Source organism: Paraburkholderia xenovorans, assembly GCF_046030735.1.
Taxonomy (GTDB): domain Bacteria; phylum Pseudomonadota; class Gammaproteobacteria; order Burkholderiales; family Burkholderiaceae; genus Paraburkholderia; species Paraburkholderia xenovorans_A.
Map to the genome: position 1 here is coordinate 81,522 of NZ_JAQQBV010000025.1, position 15,365 is coordinate 96,886.

The following is a 15,365-nucleotide window of genomic DNA, read 5'->3' on the forward strand; positions in this document are numbered from 1 at the left end:
CATGACCCCAACGCCTTCTTCCGCTTCATCGGCGCCGCGCCCGTTCCGGCTCGGCTTTCTGACGCACGTGCACGGCACCGGCGACGCGCGGCGCGTCTATGCGGATCTGGAAACGCTGTTCGTGGCAGCCGAGGAGCTCGGCTTCGACGGCGGCTTCATCGCGCAGCATCACTTTCGCGCCGAATACGGCCGGCTGCCTTCGCCGCTCGTGCTGCTTGCGTCGGTTGCGCAGCGCACGCGTCATATCGAGCTCGGTACCGGCATCGTCACGCTGCCGCTCGAAGACCCACTGCGGCTCGCCGAAGACGCCGCAGTGCTCGACGCGCTCGCGGGCGGCCGCGTGCAGCTCGGACTCGGCAGCGGCGGTGCGAACCTCGATGCGTTCGCGGCGTTCGGCGTGCCCGCCGAGTCGCGCCAGGCGCGCTTCGAAACCGCGCTGGAACGGCTTCAGCATGCGCTTTCCGGCGCGCCGCTCGGCAGCACCGCAGAAGGCGCGCCGCCGCTCACGCTGCAGCCGCCCGCGCCCGGCTTGCGCACACGACTGTGGCACTCGCACTCGACGGCACCTGGGGCGCGCCTCGCGGCTCACCACGGCAACGGCCTGCTGCTCGGCACCGCCGTGCACGATCCACGCACCGTGCAGTTGCCGCTCGCGAACGCTTATCTCGACGCGTGGCACTCGCGCGCCGCTGCGAACACGAACACAGGCACAAGCACCGACGCGCCGCGCATCGGCGTCGTGCGCGCGGTGTTTCCCGCTGCCGACCGGCGCACCGCGCTCGCCGAACTCGCGCCCGATGTCGTGCGTCACATTCCGTGGCTCGCCGCGACGGGGCATACAGGCGTGACCGAACCCGAGCAGATCCTGCGGCTCCTGAACGTCCATCATGGCCATCCGGAAGAAGTGATCGCGAGCCTGCGCGACGATCCCGCGCTGTTCCCTTTCGCGAGCTACTTCCTGCCGGTCGTGCAGTCGGAAAGCTCGACGCTCGACGACACGCTGCGCCGCCTGCGCACGATCGCCGAAACCATCGCACCCGCGCTGGGCTGGCGGCCCGCGCGCCACGCGCAATGAGCGGCGACTGTCCGCGGTCGGATCTTTCTTCGGACTCGCTGCACTGTCCGCCGTTGCGCACGCTGTTGCGTCTCGACGTGTCGGCGAACGACGCGCGGCCCGACCCCGCCGCCGACTGGATCGCGCTCGCCGAAGCGGGGCTCGCCGCCGGTTGTGACGCGGTTCTGCTGCCGGCCGGCAGCGCGGTGCCCGACCCGTGGATCGTGGCCGCCGTGCTCGTCGCGGCGTTGCCCGAGGTCCGCGTGATGGTGACGCTGCAGGCGGGCGCGCTGTTGCCCGTCGCCGCCGCGCATCTCGCGCAGAGCCTGCAGTCGCTGAGCGGCGGACGCGCGTTGCTGGCATGCGAAACCGACACCCCCGGCGTCGACGCGAGCAGCAGCGAGACCGCGCAGCTCAACCGCGACCAGCGGCTCGTACGCAGCGTCGAGTTCGTCTCGATACTGCGCGCGCTATGGTCGTCGCCCGAGCCGCTCCAGCATCGCGGCGTGTACTTTCGCGTGGAGAACGGACGGCTGCCCGATCTGACGCGGCAACGTCCGCCACTCTACTGGTCCGTGCCGGCGACGAGCACGCCCGTGCCGCCGCGCCGGGTTCTCGCGCCCTACTGCGACGGACTGATCGAACCCACACATGCCGGCCCCGAACTGCACGCGGCCATCGAGCGCGCCTATCGCGCGCGCGGGCTGCGCGCGCCCGCGCCGCACGACCGGTTGCGCCACGTGCGCACGTTCGACGTCCCGTTGCCAACCTCTCGTAGACCGCATACCTGATGCCCATCGACTTCAGCTGGTTCGCGCCGACCAACGGCGACGGACCGCACCTCGCGAATAGCGGTTTGCCGCGTCCACCCACGTATCTGCACGACTTTCGTCCGGCCACGCCGGACTACCTGCGCCGCGTGGCGGGCTCCGCCGAAGAGGCGGGCTTCGACAGCCTGCTGCTGCCGACCGCGGCCGGTTTCGAGGACCCCTGGCTGGTCGGCGCGCAACTCGCGTGCGCGACGCAGCGCCTCGCATTCATCGTCACGTTCCGGCCGGGGCTCGAACAGCCCGAGCAGATTGCGCAAAAAGCAGCGGCGCTTCAGCGCATCAGCGGCGGCCGTCTGCGTCTGTTCGCGGCGACCGGATCGAGCGCCTACGAACAGCGCGCGCTCGGCGATTTTCTCGATCACGACGCACGCTACCAGCGCACCTCCGAATGCCTGCGCGTGCTGCGACGGCTCTGGCAGGGCGCGGGACACAGCGTCGCCGGACGTCACTACACGCTGACGCCCGCGCATCCGGGCGTGCCGCTCTCCCCTGCGCCCGCGCTGTATCTCGGCGGTTCGTCCGCACTCGCCGAGCAGGTGGCCGCGAGCCAGGCCGACACCTATCTGCTGTGGGGCGAGCCGCCCTATGCGGTGCGCGAACGCGTCGCGCGTCTGCGCGCGCTCGCCGCGATGCACGCGCGCCCGATCCGCTTCGGCCTGCGTGTGCATGTGATTGCGGCCGCAACCGAACGCGCCGCCTGGGCGCGCGCGGACGAGTTGCTAAGTGGGATCTCGGACCGGACCTACGTGGACGCGCAACGCCAGCTCGACGAATACGAGTCGGTCGGCCAGCGCCGGCAAACCGCGCTGAGCCGCGGTGCGTTTCGCACGTTGCGTGAGCTCGAAGTGTCGCCGAATCTGTGGGCCGGGATCGGACTGATACGCGGCGGCGCGGGCACCGCGCTCGTCGGCAGTTACGACCAGGTGGCCGCACGGCTCGACGAATACCGCGCGATCGGCATCGAAAGCTTTCTGCTGTCGTCGTATCCGAATCTGGAGGAAGCGCCGCGCGTGGGTGAACACGTGCTGCCGCGCGTGCGCGCGCTGCTCGCGCGTGCCTGAGCCTGAGCTTGAGCCCGTTCTGAGACCGGCCGTGGCAAGAAAAAACGCGCGGCGTGCTACCTAGTCCTCGAGTGACGACTCGGCGCGCGGCTTGTGCAGCAGCCCGTAGCGCGCGAGCAGCGTGCGCATGGTGTTGCGCGTGACGCCGAGCAACGCCGCCGTGCGCACCTGGCTGAAACGGCAATGCTCGAACGCCTCGCCCACGACGAGCTCCTCGATATCGCGCAGCAGGCTCTCGCCCGGCGCACGAAACAGACGCTGTACGCCCGAGCGGATTTCATCCTGCGGCAGCGCCGTGGCCGACTCCTCGACGCGCGCGTAGCCCGCGAGCGCTTCGGAGAATTTCAGGTGTTCGACGCGAATCAGGTTGCCGTTCGACACGAGCAGCGCGAGATGGATCACGTTCTCCAGTTCGCGGATGTTGCCCGGCCACGGATACGCGAGCAACGCCTGCGCGGCGGACTCCGACAGCATCGGCTGCGCGCGGCGCAACTGCGCGCAGTAGTGCGCGCGGAAATGCTCGGCAAGCGGCAGGATGTCCTGCGGACGCTCGCGCAACGGCGGCACGCGCACGGGTGCGATATTGATCCGGTAGAAGAGATCCATGCGGAAGTTGCCGGCCAGCACCGCCTGTTCGAGATCGACGTTGGTCGCGGCAACCACACGCACGTCGATCGGACGTCCGCGTGTCGCGCCCACGCGCGTCACCTCGCCTTCCTGCAACACACGCAGCAGCTTCGCCTGCAACGCGGCGGGCAGATCGCCGATCTCGTCGAGAAAGATCGTGCCTTCGTGTGCTTCTTCGAAATAGCCTGCGCGGCGACCCTGCGCGCCGGTGAACGCGCCGGCTTCGTGGCCGAACAGCTCGCTTTCCGCGAGCTGCTGACTGATCGCACTGCAATTGACCGCGACGAACGCACCCTTGCGCTTGCTGACGTGATGAATGTGCCGCGCCACCAGCTCCTTGCCGGTGCCGGTCTCGCCGAGAATGAGCACGGGCGCCTGGCTAGGGCCGATCTGCTCCACGAAACGCAGCACGGCGTGCGAAGCCGGATCGGCGAACACGATGGCCTTTGCGCGTATCGAAAGCGGCTTGAGCTCGCGTTCGGGCAAGACGATCAGTTGAGGGGAATCTGTGTGGTTAGCCATGATCCGAGCAATAACGGATCCGTTGTTGAGCCTCTGCCGGTCCGAGTGCTTGATCTTAATCAAGTTATGCCGCATATGAAATGCGGATTGGTGCAATGCTTGTCTTCGATAGGAAGATAACCAAATAAGACGCCGATGGCTTCAAAGCACCGCTTCAGAACACCGCTTCAAAGCACCGCCAGCCAGCCGCCGTCCACATAGATGATCTGACCGTTCACATAGCTCGACGCAGGCGACGCGAGATACACCGCCGTGCCGACGAGTTCTTCCGGTTTGCCCCAGCGTTGCGAAGGGTTGCTGCTTTTCACCCATGCGTCGAAGGCGGCGTTTTCGATCAGCGGCTTGTTCATGTCGGTCAGGATGTAGCCTGGGCCGATCGCGTTCGCCTGAATGTCATGGGCGGCCCATTCGGCGCTCATCGCGCGAGTCAGCATCTTGATGCCGCCTTTCGCGGTCGTGTAGGCGCCTATCGTCGCGCGCGCGGCTTCGCTGGTCAGCGAGCCGATGTTGATGATCTTGCCGCCGTTGCCCCGCGCGATCATGCGGCGCGCGGCCTGCTTCGCGACGATGAAGGCGCTCGTCAGATTGGTGTCGATCACGCGTTGCCAGTCGCCCAGTTCAAGCTCGACGAGCGGCTTGCGAAACTGGATCCCCGCGTTGTTCACGACGATGTCGATCTGCACGCCGTCCTTGTCCCATTGCGCGAACGCGTCGGCGACCGCGACTTCGTCGGTCACGTCGAACGCGCGGCCTTGCACTTCGTAGCCCTTGCCGGAGAGTTTGCCGACTGCTTCCGCGACGCTTTCCGCGCGCGTGCCGTTGAGCACGACGCTGGCGCCGGCCGCCGCCAGGCCCTCCGCCAACGCATAGCCAATGCCGCGGGCCGAGCCGGTGACGAGCGCGGTGCGGCCGCTCAGATCGAATAGTTGGGTCATGGGTCCGTTCCTTTCGTGTGTTCGTGTTTCGTGTGTTCGTGTAGTCAGCAAAAAGCGCATGTGCGCGCGTCGTGATGCATCTTAGCGTCGCGACCAGCATGGGCGTCATGAAGTGCGCAGTGCGAGCCGTCCTGCAAGGTCGCGTCGATCTGAATTTTTTCGCCTTATTGCATTTTTGCGTTGAAAAGTGCAAAAATACGGTGATGAAATCCACCTACGCCCCCACAGAAGCCCGATTGACGGTCGACGACGTCAGTTTTCGGTTCGTCGACCTGCCCGGCCTGTTCGGGGACACGTTGCGCGAACTGCCGGTCGTGCTGCGCCTGCTGCTGGAAAACGTCATCCGCAACACCGAGGGTGAGGAACGGCAGCAAGCTGTCGACGCCATCCTTGCATGGACCACCCACGCGACCAGTGAAGCCGAGATCGCGTTCCAGCCGAATCGTGTGCTGATGCACGACACGACCAGCACCCCTGCGCTCGTCGATATAGCCGGCATGCGGGATGCGCTCGCCGAAGCGGGCGCCGATCCCGCCGCACTCAATCCGGTGCTGCCGGTGGACTCGTCGGTCGATCACTCGCTGGCTGTCGAGTATTTCGCCCAACCGGATGCCGCGCCGCTCAATCTGCAACTGGAACTGCGCCGCAACGCGGAGCGCTACCGGTTTCTGCGCTGGGCGTCGAAAGCGCTAACGGGGGTGCGGATTCATCCGCCGGGCACCGGGATCATGCATACGATCAACCTGGAGCAGCTTGCGACGGTCGTGTCGGCGATCGAGCGCGACGGCGAACCATGGGCCGTGCCCGACACGCTGATCGGAACGGACAGCCACACGCCGATGATCAACGGCATCGGCGTGCTCGGCTGGGGCGTCGGCGGTCTGGAAGCGCAGACGGTCATGTTCGGCATGCCTGTCATGCAGCGCATTCCGGACGTGATCGGCGTTTATCTCACCGGCGCGTTGCGGCCGGGCGTACTCGCCACCGACCTCGCGCTGACCGTCACGCACCGGCTTCGCGAACTGGGCGTCTCCGGCGAGTTCGTCGAATTTTATGGGCCGGGTGTCGCGGTGCTGACGGCGAGCGAGCGTGCAGTCGTCGCGAACATGGCACCGGAGTACGGTGCATCCTCCGGCTTCTTTCCCGTCGACCGGCACACGCTCGCCTACCTGCGTTCGACCCACCGGAGCGCGCAAGCAGTCAAGCTCGTGGAAGCGTTCACGAAACAGGCCGGCCTCTGGTTCGATCCCGCGAACAAACCGCGTTACACGAAGACGCTCGAAATCGACCTCGCCCGTATCGGCATGCATGTGGCCGGACCGCGTCGTCCGCAAGACCTGCTCGACTATTCGCAGACATCGTCCGCGCTGGCGAAGCTCGCTTTCGAACCCGCGCGGCCCCACGCGTCGATGCCGAAGCACCCGGTCGCGATCGCGGCGATCACCAGTTGCACGAATACGTCCGACCCTGCGTTGCTGATCGCCGCCGGACTGGTCGCCCGCAAAGCGCGCGCGCTCGGGTTGAAAGTGCCGGCGTGGATCAAGACGTCGCTCGGCCCCGGCTCGCCTGCCGCGGCCGCTTATCTGGAGCGCGCGGGTCTCGTCGACGACCTGTCGTCGGTCGGATTCGATATCGTCGGGTACGGTTGCACGACCTGCATCGGCAACTCGGGTCCGCTGACCACGCCCGTCCGCGACGCCATGGCGGACCATTCGATCTATCCCGTCGCGATGCTGTCGGGCAACCGCAATTTCGCCGGGCGCATCCATCCCGACATGGACCTCGGCTTCATCATGTCGCCGCCGCTCGTCGTTGCTTTCGCGCTCGCGGGAAATGCCGAGGCCGATCTGAGCCGCACTGCGATCCAGCAGACGCCTGACGGAAAACCGGTTTATCTGCGCGATCTCTGGCCGACGAACGACGAAGTCGCCGAGCTCGTGCAAGCCGCCGCCGATCCGCTCGACTACCCGCGTGCTTTTGCGCTCGCGAGCCAGAACCCGGCATGGCATGAACTCGACGCGCCGTCGAGCGCGCAGTTTCCGTGGCAGCCGGCATCCACTGCGCTGCGTCGGCCGCCGTTCGCATCGTTAGACGAAGGCAGTCAGCTCGGGCAATACAGCGCGTATCCGCTGCTCGTCCTCGGCGACGACGTAACCACCGACCATATTTCACCGGCTAGCGGCATTCCGAAAGACAGCCTCGTCGCGGACTTTCTGGTGTCCCGCGGCGACGATCGCGACGACCTCAACGTCTTTGCGTCGCGCCGCGGCAACTGGGAAGTGATGGTGCGCGCCGCGTTCTACAACCGCACGCTGGTGAACCGGTTGCGACCGGGCATGCCGGTCGCGCACACACTGCACGTGCCGAGCGGCGAGGTACTGCCGATCTTCGAAGCAGCGAACCGCTATCGTGAGAACGGCGATGCAGTGGTACTCGTCGCCGGCGAGCGCTACGGCACCGGCTCGTCGCGTGACTGGGCGGCCAAGGGGCAACGATTGCTGGGCATCCGCGCGGTGCTGGCGGCGAGCTTCGAGCGCATTCACCGTTCCAACCTGATCGGAATGGGCATTTTGCCGCTGCGCTTCGCCGAGGGCACCCACCCGGATACGCTCGATCTGCAACCCGGTGATAAGCTCGAAGTCGATGCGCCAGCGGATTGCCTGTCGCCGAGATGCAAGGTTGCGGTACGCATCGTTCGTGCGGATGGGCGAGTACAGCCCGTCGACGCAACCGCGGCGGTCGAGACGCAACTGGAATGTCGGTTGTTGCGCTCCGGCGGAGTCATTCCACTGATACTGAAAAAGACGTTGGCCGCGCAGCAGGCGTGAAGACGCGTCCGCTCCCGAGCCAAAGACACGCAGAAATTTTATGATCGACCGTTCCATCGCGACCCAGATTGTCGAGCTGATCAAGACCGAAGGCATGGAGGTCGGCAGTCACCTGCCCGCGCAGATGCTGGCCGACCGTCTACGGGTATCGCGTTCCCCGGTCAATGAAGCGCTTTTACTGCTGCACGAAAAAGGCGTCCTCACGCGCGAGAAGAATCGCGGTTTCTTCGTTGCGAAGCCGGTGCTCGAATCGCTTTCGGATGTCGTCGACGAACTCGGTCTGGGTGAAACCGATGTGATCACCCGCGTGTATTTCCAGATCGCCGACGACCTGCTGAAAGGCGAGCTTCCCAACGAATTCTCCGAGCAGTTGATTCGCCATCGCTACGGCCTCACGAGCGCGCAACTCACCGCCGTGCTCGGGCGCATCGCGAAAGAAGGCTGGGCCGAGCGTAAGCCCGGTTATGGCTGGGCGTTCTCGCCGATGCTGACCACACCGGACAGTCTCCTGCAATCGTATCGGCTACGACTCGCGCTGGAGCCCGCGGCGCTGCTCGAACCCGGCTACCGGCTCGATCCGAAGATTCTCGAACGCTGTCGTGCAGTCGAGCTTCATCTGCTTGCCGGCGGGATCGAAACCGACACCGCAGACCAGTTGCACGAGCGCGGCGTGCGCTTTCATGAATCGCTTGTGGAAGCATCGGGCAACAGTTTTTTCATCGACACGATAAAGCGGGTCAACCGGGTTCGCCGGCTCCTTTCGTATCGGTCGATGCAACATCGCGAACGTTATGTCGAACACTGCAAGCAGCATCTGCATGTTCTCGATCTGCTGAAGCGCGAGCGAAACGAAGAAGCGTCGGAGGAACTCCGCCGGCATCTGTTGCATACGCTGGATGCGTTGACCCGCATCAGCGGCATTCTTAAACCTTGAGCCGTGCTTCGCCGAGCGCGGCCGAATCGGACCAACCATGACTCTCGATCCATCCGTTGTCACCGCCTTCACGCCCACCGGCAAGCTGCGAGCGTCGATCAACCTGGGCAATCCGGTCCTCGCGAAGCGCGACCCGGTTTCGGGCGAGCCTTGCGGCGTATCCGTCGATCTGGCGCGCGCTTTTGCCGAACGTCTGTCGGTCGATCTGGAACTGGTGGCGTTCGATACGGCGGGCAAATCCGTCGAGGCCGTCAGCGACGAACGCGCCGACATCGGCTTTTTTGCCGTCGATCCTCTCCGCGCGCAGGCCATTTCCTTTACCGCGCCTTATGTGCTGATCGAGGGCTTCTACCTCGTTCGCGACGACTCGCCGATTACCCGCAACCAGGATGTGGACCAGCCGCACAACCGGGTGGCGGTGGGCAAAGGCAGCGCGTACGACCTGTTTCTGACGCGAGAGATCAAAACCGCGCAAATCGTCCGTGCGCCCACTTCGCCGGCCGTCGTTCAAACTTTTATCGAGCAGAATCTCGAAGTGGCGGCCGGCGTGAAACAGCAACTCGAGTCGGACGCGAGCAGGTTCTCCGGGCTGCGGCTGCTCGATGAACGATTCATGGTCATCCAGCAGGCGATGGGCACGCCGAAGTCGCGCGGCCTCGCGGCGGCCACGGCATTGCAACGGTTTGTCGAAGCGATGAAAACGAGTGGTTTCGTTTCCGCCGCGCTGGAGCGGCATGGGATTGCCGGCGCGTCGGTCGCACCCGCCGCGTGATCGACTGGACAACGCGCTCAGCGAACGACGAGCGCGGACGAGCGCCGCGGCAGATGAAGCACGTCTGAAAATCCGCCGACGCTCACGCCGGCGGCACGAATAGCGGCCTCCACGCGCGGCGACATCAGCGCATCCAGTTCATCCGCGTGGCGATAAAACTGCATGCCACGGCTTAACGGTGCATTCCCCTCCACCGCCGGATGACAATAAATTTCGCTCACCCCATGCGGTAAATGCTGGATGGCGGCCAACATCGCCGCCTCATCCATCTGGCCGCTCCTCGCAATGCCCACCACATAATCGTTATACGCAATGCCTTCACGATTGAGCCGGGCGCGCACCATCGCGATCCAGGGCCTCAGCCATACGGGCGTGCCGACTTCGTACGGCAACCGTATCGCTCGCATTCCGTAGTCGCGGCCGATATCCACGATCAGTCCGAGCACGGTCGGATGCAAATGAAAATGCTTGTGCGCGTTGACGTGATCGAGCGGCAACCCCGTCTTTGCAAACGCGTCGAACTGCGCGCGGATCTCGGATGCCAACTGCCTGCGCACATGCGGCAGAAAGAAAAACCTGACGCCGTCGCGCACCATGTTGTCGCCGAACCGTCCTTCTTCGTCGAGCAACGCCGGAATCGCGGCGCGCGTCATCACGGCTTCGCCATCGGCCAGCACCAGATGCAGACCCACCCGCAGGCGCGGCATCGCCTGGGCCCGCTCCACGGCATCGTCCGCGGCCGGTGCGCCGACCATCAGACTCGCGGCCGTCAATACGCCGTGCCGGTGAGCGCGCTCGACCGCCTGATTGACCCGTGGATGCAGGCCGAAATCGTCGGCCGTGATAATCAGGCCGGATGCTTTAACCGCCATCCGATATCTCCATCGCATCCATCGCGGCCCGTTCCGCGCCGGCCCCTGCGGAACTCACCGGCACGCGGGCGCCGCGCCACACGACATGCGAGCCGAATGCGGATGCGAACCACTGCAAGGCCAGCAACGTATCGCGCAACGGCACGAGCGGCAAATCCACCCAGAATGTACGCCGGTGCCGTGCGGCCCGCGCATGCAACAGCACGCGCGCGGCGCAGCCGGCCGCCGCGCTTGCGGCACTTGCATAGGCAGTCCATCGATGCAGATCGTCGGGCGCGCCCGCCGACAGGTTGCCGGCCAGCCACGCGCCCGCCAGCAGCCACGGCGACGTGAAGGTCACGAACAGAAAGGCAAAGCCCAGCGGGTTCAGCGAACGGATCGTGCGCAACCAGCGCGTTTCCCGCTGCCATAGCGCCGAGAAGTCCGGCTCGATCACGTCGGTCGCGACGATGACCCGGGAGAGCACGGTGCGTAATCCGAGCGCGCGTACGTGCTCGGCGAGCCAGTAGTCGTCGGCGAGACAGTTTTTCAGCGCGTCGAAGCCGCCGATCCGCGCGAGTGTCGTGCGACGCAGAGCGAGTGTCGCGCCGAACCCGAAACGACGCGAACCGGCCGCGTGCGCGACGCGCACCGACGGCGCGAACCATTCGTTGATGAACAGCGCACCGATGCGCGGCCAGAAACCGCCCACGCCCTTCGCCACGTAAAGACAGGTGACGATGCCGATGGTCCGGTCGGCGAGCGGCGCGGCAACGGTGTCGAGATAATCGGGATCGACGGCAATGTCGCTGTCGGCAATCACGATCACCTCGTGACGCGCGCGCTCCGCCATATTGATCAGATTACTCACCTTGAGGTTGCTGCCGTGCACGCGTGTATCGACGGCCAGTTCGATATCGTGCCACGGATAGGCGGCCTGCAACCGGCGCACCACGGGGATCGCCGCGTCGTCCGGCGTGGACACGCCGAGCACCAGCTGGAAACGGCCGTGCCGCTGATCGCAGAAAGTCCGGAGGTTTTCGTAGAGCCGCGGCTCCGCGCCGCAGAGCGGTTTGAGTACGCTCACGCCGACGTCGGCAAACGAATGCGCGCTTTGCCTCGCCGCGCCGGCCGCCCGCGTGCTGAAGAACGGCATGGCCACGGCCGCCAGCATTGCGTACAGGGAGGCCGCTGCGCAGCCCGCCAGCAGAACCCATTGGCAGAAGGTCAATGCGTGGGCCACGGTCAGCTTCCGTTATTTTTCCGTTAGTCGTCCGTTACTTGTCCGTTACTCTTCGGCCAGCACGAACGGCGTGCCTGTCAAACGCAGATGAAGAATCACGAGCCGTTTGCGCGGACAATCGGTCAGCACCTGCGCGGGCCGCAGCGGCGACAGGCACGGCACGACACGACGGCCCGCAATGGCGAGCTCGAACGCGGCCTGTGCGACGCGCCGGATCACGATCACGCCGACGACGATCACCGCGAGCGCGAACAGCCGGAAAGACGGCGAACTGAGGGTTTGCTGGGAAACACGCGAGATCAGCAATGCGATGCAGACGACGACTTCCGCCCCCATTGCCGTGACGGACGCCGCCATCAGATGAGCTCGCAGCATGTCGACGGTGACCGTTTTCATAGCGTAGTCTCGTGACCTGTTGAGGAGCGATACTAGCGACGCAAGCTGAAGGAAACCTTAAGCACCACGGCGTTTTTCAGCCAGCATGGTTACACTGCGAAACTACGGCCCGGCAATCGTTGGATGCCGGGGCACCCCGCAACAAAAAACGAAATCTGCAACCCATGCGCGTACTCCTCGTAGAAGACGACGACCTGATCGGCGACGGTGTCGAAGCCGGACTGCGTCAAGCCGGTTTCACGGTCGACTGGGCCCGCGACGGGAACAAGGCCGACCTGGCGCTCGCCACCACCAGCTATGCGCTGGTGGTCCTCGATCTGGGATTGCCCAGCCTGTCGGGCATGGATGTCCTGAAGCGCTTGCGCAGCGCGGGCAAAGACCTGCCGGTGCTGGTGCTGACCGCGAGAGATACGGTCGTGGACCGCGTCCGCGGTCTCGAAGCGGGCGCCGACGATTACCTCGTGAAGCCGTTCGACCTCACCGAACTGATCGCGCGTTGCCGGGCACTGCTGCGCCGCGCGCAAGGGCGCAGCGTCGATTTGATCCGCTATCAGGAACTGACGATCAACCCGCTCGCGCAAACCGTCGACGTGAGCGGTACGCGGGTATCGCTGACCTCCCGCGAATGGGCGATCCTGATGCAACTGCTGACTCACCTCGGCATCCCGCAGTCGCGCTCGAGTCTCGAAGAGAGTTTGTACGGCTGGCAGGAAGAAATCGAAAGCAATGCGATCGAGGTACACGTGTCCAATCTGCGCAAAAAACTCGGTGCGCGATTGATCAGAACCGTGCGCAATGTCGGCTACCTGATGGAGAAAACGTGATCTCCGCATCGATTCGCCGGCGCCTCGTCTTGCTGGTTCTCGCCAGCATCGTGCTGATCTGGGGCATTGCGCTGGTGTCGAGCTATCGCCAGGCCAAGCGCGAAGTCGGCGAATGGGAGGGCGCCCGCTTGACCGAGATCGCGCAGATCCTCGCGCTGCTGGATCAGTCGAACCTGAACACGCTCGCCAAAGCCCGCATCGACGTGCGCGAAGAAGAAAAAGCCGGCGAACCCGGCGCCAACGATAGCGACGACGACGACGCGCTGCCCCGCGACGCCCTCTTCCAGGTGCGCAGCCCGAGCGGCGAAGTGCTGGCCGGCAGCCCCGAACTGCATGCGCTCAACGCATGGGATTTGCCGATTCCGTCCGCGAGCGGCGCCGAGGACATGATGCTCGGCGGCCAGATGTGGCACACGTTCACATTGCGCGATACCGCGCTGGGACACAGCGTGCGCGTATTCGAACAGGCCAATACGCGCAGCGACCTGGTCAGCGGCGTCGCGAGCCGGATCGCGCGGCCTACGCTGATCGCGTTGCCGGTGCTGGCGCTGCTCGTCTGGCTGAGCATCGGCTGGAGCCTCGCGCCGCTCAAGACGCTCTCCGGCGCGATCCGCATGCGTGACGTCAACCGGCTCGAACCGGTCGACATCGGCCGCGCGCCGACCGAAGTCCGGCCGCTGGTGGACGCGATCAACCTCGTGCTGTCGCGGCTGCGGCATTCGATCGAACGCGAACGCGCGTTCACTGCCGACGCCGCGCACGAACTGAAGACGCCGCTCGCCGCGATCAAGGTGCAGGCCCAGGTCGCGTTGGCCGAACCGGACCAGGCGTTGCAACGACTCGCGATGCAGCGCGTCGTGCAGGGCGTGGACCGCAGCGCGCGGCTCGCCGAGCAGTTGTTGCTGCTCGCGCGTCTCGACGTGCACGAGAAACTGTCCACGGAGCCGATCAAGCTCGGCGTTGTCGCAAAAGACGCGCTGCTGGCTAACGAACACGACGCGCAGCACAAGGACATGCGCGTGACCCTGCAGGGCGACCTGCAAGCCGAGATCGACGCGGAGCCCACGCTGATCGGCATCATGCTCGACAACCTGCTCGATAACGCGATCAAGTACGGGCGCGCGGGCGGCAATGTCGAGGTGATCGTGAGCCACAAAAACGATCACGTGCGGCTCGTCGTGCGTGACGACGGCCCCGGTGTCGCCCCCGGGGATCTCGCGCGCCTGACGAACCGGTTTTTCCGTGCAACCGGCACGCAGGCGTCGGGCAGCGGGTTGGGGTTGTCGATCGTCGCGCGGATTGCGGAGCACTTCGATGCGAACCTGCAACTCGGCGCGGGCATCGGCGGGCATGGGCTCGCAGTCGAACTATCGTTTCCGGCTTATGCTGAAGCTGTCCAGAACGGCGGCTGAAAACCGGTTAGTCATACTGTTCGACGATTCGGCGAATTGCCAGGCTACGAGTCCCGGCACGAAGATCAATAGATCGCGAATGCGCCTCGCGCCGGCTAGCGCCAGACAGGTGGACGGATCGAGACCGAATGCGCTACCGATCAGAATGAAGCCGCCCTCCTGCACGCCGAGGCCGCCGGGCACGAAGAAGGCCGCGCTGCTGATCGCCTGGATCAGCGATTCGATCACGACCGCCTCGACCAGCGTCACGTGCGCGCCGAGAAAATGCAGTGCGAGCAGGATTTCAAGCGACGTGAGGAAGCACTGCAGCGGCTGCCAGAAAAACAGATAGCGCAGCACCACCCCGCGCCGGCGCCAGATCAGCCTGATCGCCTGATCGATCTGCGCCGACTGTCCGACGAGCGCGGCGAGCTTGCCGCTCGTCATGTGATTGAGTCCGCGCGTGATGCGCTCGAACGGACTGGCGTGCTGCACGAGCGCGAACATGACCAGCAATGGCGTCAACACCACCACGCCCCACGCGAGTTGTCCGGCGACGCGCAACGTGCCGGACTGCGCGTGCGCGAAAAGGAAGCCGATGCCCACCATCGTGAACAGCAACTGGCTGATGACGGTGAGTTGCATATCCACGACGAGACTGCCTACTGCCGTCGACGGGCGTACGCCCCAGCGCCTGAGCATCCGGAACGACACGAGCTCGCCGCCGATCCGCGCCACCGGCAACATGCTGTTCACCGATTCGCGCACCCACACCAGGTGCAGCATCCTGACGATGCCCGGCCGGTTCGCGCCGCGGATCAGTGAGCGCCAGTCGCACGCATTGGCGAACATCGGCAATACGTGCGCGAGCGCCGCCAGAAGCAGCCCCATGCCCGCCGCGCGCAGTGCGCCGAGCACGGCGCCGGGGTCGTCGCGCCAGACGAGCCAGAGCGAGACCAGCAAACCGGCCAGCGCGGCCAGACGGCCAAGATGTTTCATCGCGACGCCACCCGATCGGCGTGCGTGACGTTTGCGGTCACGCCGTTGCCGTCATGCGTTGTCTGAACCGAACTGTCTACCATTGCGGCCCCACGCTG

General features: G+C 65.4%; 14 protein-coding genes. 8 read left to right on the forward strand and 6 right to left on the reverse strand.

Features of this window, described 5'->3' with window-relative positions:
* Position 1 precedes the first annotated feature (1 nt).
* From PQQ51_RS23380 to PQQ51_RS23390, 3 genes are read left to right on the forward strand one after another with little or no spacing between them, the layout of a single operon-like run.
* Positions 2–1,075 (forward strand): LLM class flavin-dependent oxidoreductase, encoded by a 1,074-nt coding sequence (locus PQQ51_RS23380; protein ID WP_408499228.1) that lies wholly within the window; start codon positions 2–4, stop codon positions 1,073–1,075.
* Positions 1,072–1,845: an LLM class flavin-dependent oxidoreductase gene (locus PQQ51_RS23385; RefSeq protein ID WP_408499229.1), complete on the forward strand. Its 774-nt coding sequence runs from the start codon at positions 1,072–1,074 to the stop codon at positions 1,843–1,845. The genes PQQ51_RS23380 and PQQ51_RS23385 overlap by 4 nt, the downstream gene beginning before the upstream one ends.
* Positions 1,845–2,945: an LLM class flavin-dependent oxidoreductase gene (locus tag PQQ51_RS23390; protein WP_408499230.1), complete on the forward strand. Its 1,101-nt coding sequence runs from the start codon at positions 1,845–1,847 to the stop codon at positions 2,943–2,945. The genes PQQ51_RS23385 and PQQ51_RS23390 overlap by 1 nt, the downstream gene beginning before the upstream one ends.
* A 60-nt stretch (positions 2,946–3,005) precedes the next feature.
* Here PQQ51_RS23390 and PQQ51_RS23395 read toward each other — a convergent pair whose 3' ends face one another.
* Both PQQ51_RS23395 and PQQ51_RS23400 read right to left on the reverse strand, forming a co-directional pair.
* Positions 3,006–4,094 (reverse strand): sigma-54 interaction domain-containing protein, encoded by a 1,089-nt coding sequence (locus tag PQQ51_RS23395; protein WP_408499231.1) that lies wholly within the window; start codon positions 4,092–4,094, stop codon positions 3,006–3,008.
* Between the two features lie 167 nt (positions 4,095–4,261).
* Positions 4,262–5,029, reverse strand: coding sequence for an SDR family oxidoreductase (locus tag PQQ51_RS23400; RefSeq protein ID WP_408499232.1), 768 nt, complete (start codon positions 5,027–5,029; stop codon positions 4,262–4,264).
* A gap of 203 nt (positions 5,030–5,232) precedes the next feature.
* On the opposite strand from PQQ51_RS23400, the gene acnA reads away from it, so the two are divergent.
* From acnA to PQQ51_RS23415, 3 genes are read left to right on the forward strand one after another with little or no spacing between them, the layout of a single operon-like run.
* Entirely contained in the window at positions 5,233–7,857 is a 2,625-nt protein-coding gene (gene acnA / locus PQQ51_RS23405) for an aconitate hydratase AcnA (protein WP_408499233.1), read from the forward strand.
* A 40-nt stretch (positions 7,858–7,897) separates the two neighbouring features.
* Complete coding sequence (locus tag PQQ51_RS23410; protein ID WP_408499234.1) at positions 7,898–8,791, forward strand: GntR family transcriptional regulator; 894 nt, start codon at positions 7,898–7,900, stop codon at positions 8,789–8,791.
* A gap of 37 nt (positions 8,792–8,828) precedes the next feature.
* Positions 8,829–9,563 (forward strand): ABC transporter substrate-binding protein, encoded by a 735-nt coding sequence (locus tag PQQ51_RS23415; RefSeq protein WP_408499235.1) that lies wholly within the window; start codon positions 8,829–8,831, stop codon positions 9,561–9,563.
* A 17-nt stretch (positions 9,564–9,580) separates the two neighbouring features.
* Here the strand turns inward: PQQ51_RS23415 and hpnK are convergent, their stop codons facing one another.
* From hpnK to PQQ51_RS23430, 3 genes are read right to left on the reverse strand one after another with little or no spacing between them, the layout of a single operon-like run.
* Positions 9,581–10,435 (reverse strand): hopanoid biosynthesis-associated protein HpnK, encoded by an 855-nt coding sequence (hpnK, locus tag PQQ51_RS23420; RefSeq protein WP_408499236.1) that lies wholly within the window; start codon positions 10,433–10,435, stop codon positions 9,581–9,583.
* The gene (hpnI, locus tag PQQ51_RS23425; RefSeq protein WP_408499237.1) at positions 10,425–11,657 is read right to left on the reverse strand and encodes a bacteriohopanetetrol glucosamine biosynthesis glycosyltransferase HpnI; all 1,233 of its coding nucleotides are present in this window, start codon (positions 11,655–11,657) and stop codon (positions 10,425–10,427) included. Before hpnI ends, hpnK begins: the two co-directional genes overlap by 11 nt.
* A 45-nt stretch (positions 11,658–11,702) precedes the next feature.
* The gene (locus PQQ51_RS23430) at positions 11,703–12,053 is read right to left on the reverse strand and encodes a hypothetical protein (RefSeq protein ID WP_408499239.1); all 351 of its coding nucleotides are present in this window, start codon (positions 12,051–12,053) and stop codon (positions 11,703–11,705) included.
* 164 nt (positions 12,054–12,217) lie between these two features.
* Between PQQ51_RS23430 and PQQ51_RS23435 the strand changes: the two genes are divergently transcribed.
* Together PQQ51_RS23435 and PQQ51_RS23440 are read left to right on the forward strand one after the other, a co-directional pair.
* Positions 12,218–12,877: a response regulator gene (locus PQQ51_RS23435; RefSeq protein ID WP_408499240.1), complete on the forward strand. Its 660-nt coding sequence runs from the start codon at positions 12,218–12,220 to the stop codon at positions 12,875–12,877.
* A complete protein-coding gene (locus tag PQQ51_RS23440; RefSeq protein ID WP_408499241.1) occupies positions 12,874–14,289 on the forward strand; it encodes an ATP-binding protein in 1,416 nt (471 codons plus the stop codon). The genes PQQ51_RS23435 and PQQ51_RS23440 overlap by 4 nt, the downstream gene beginning before the upstream one ends.
* On the opposite strand, the gene PQQ51_RS23445 is transcribed toward PQQ51_RS23440, so the two are convergent.
* Positions 14,245–15,267, reverse strand: coding sequence for a lysylphosphatidylglycerol synthase domain-containing protein (locus PQQ51_RS23445; protein ID WP_408499243.1), 1,023 nt, complete (start codon positions 15,265–15,267; stop codon positions 14,245–14,247). The genes PQQ51_RS23440 and PQQ51_RS23445 overlap by 45 nt on opposite strands.
* Positions 15,268–15,365: the final 98 nt, after the last annotated feature.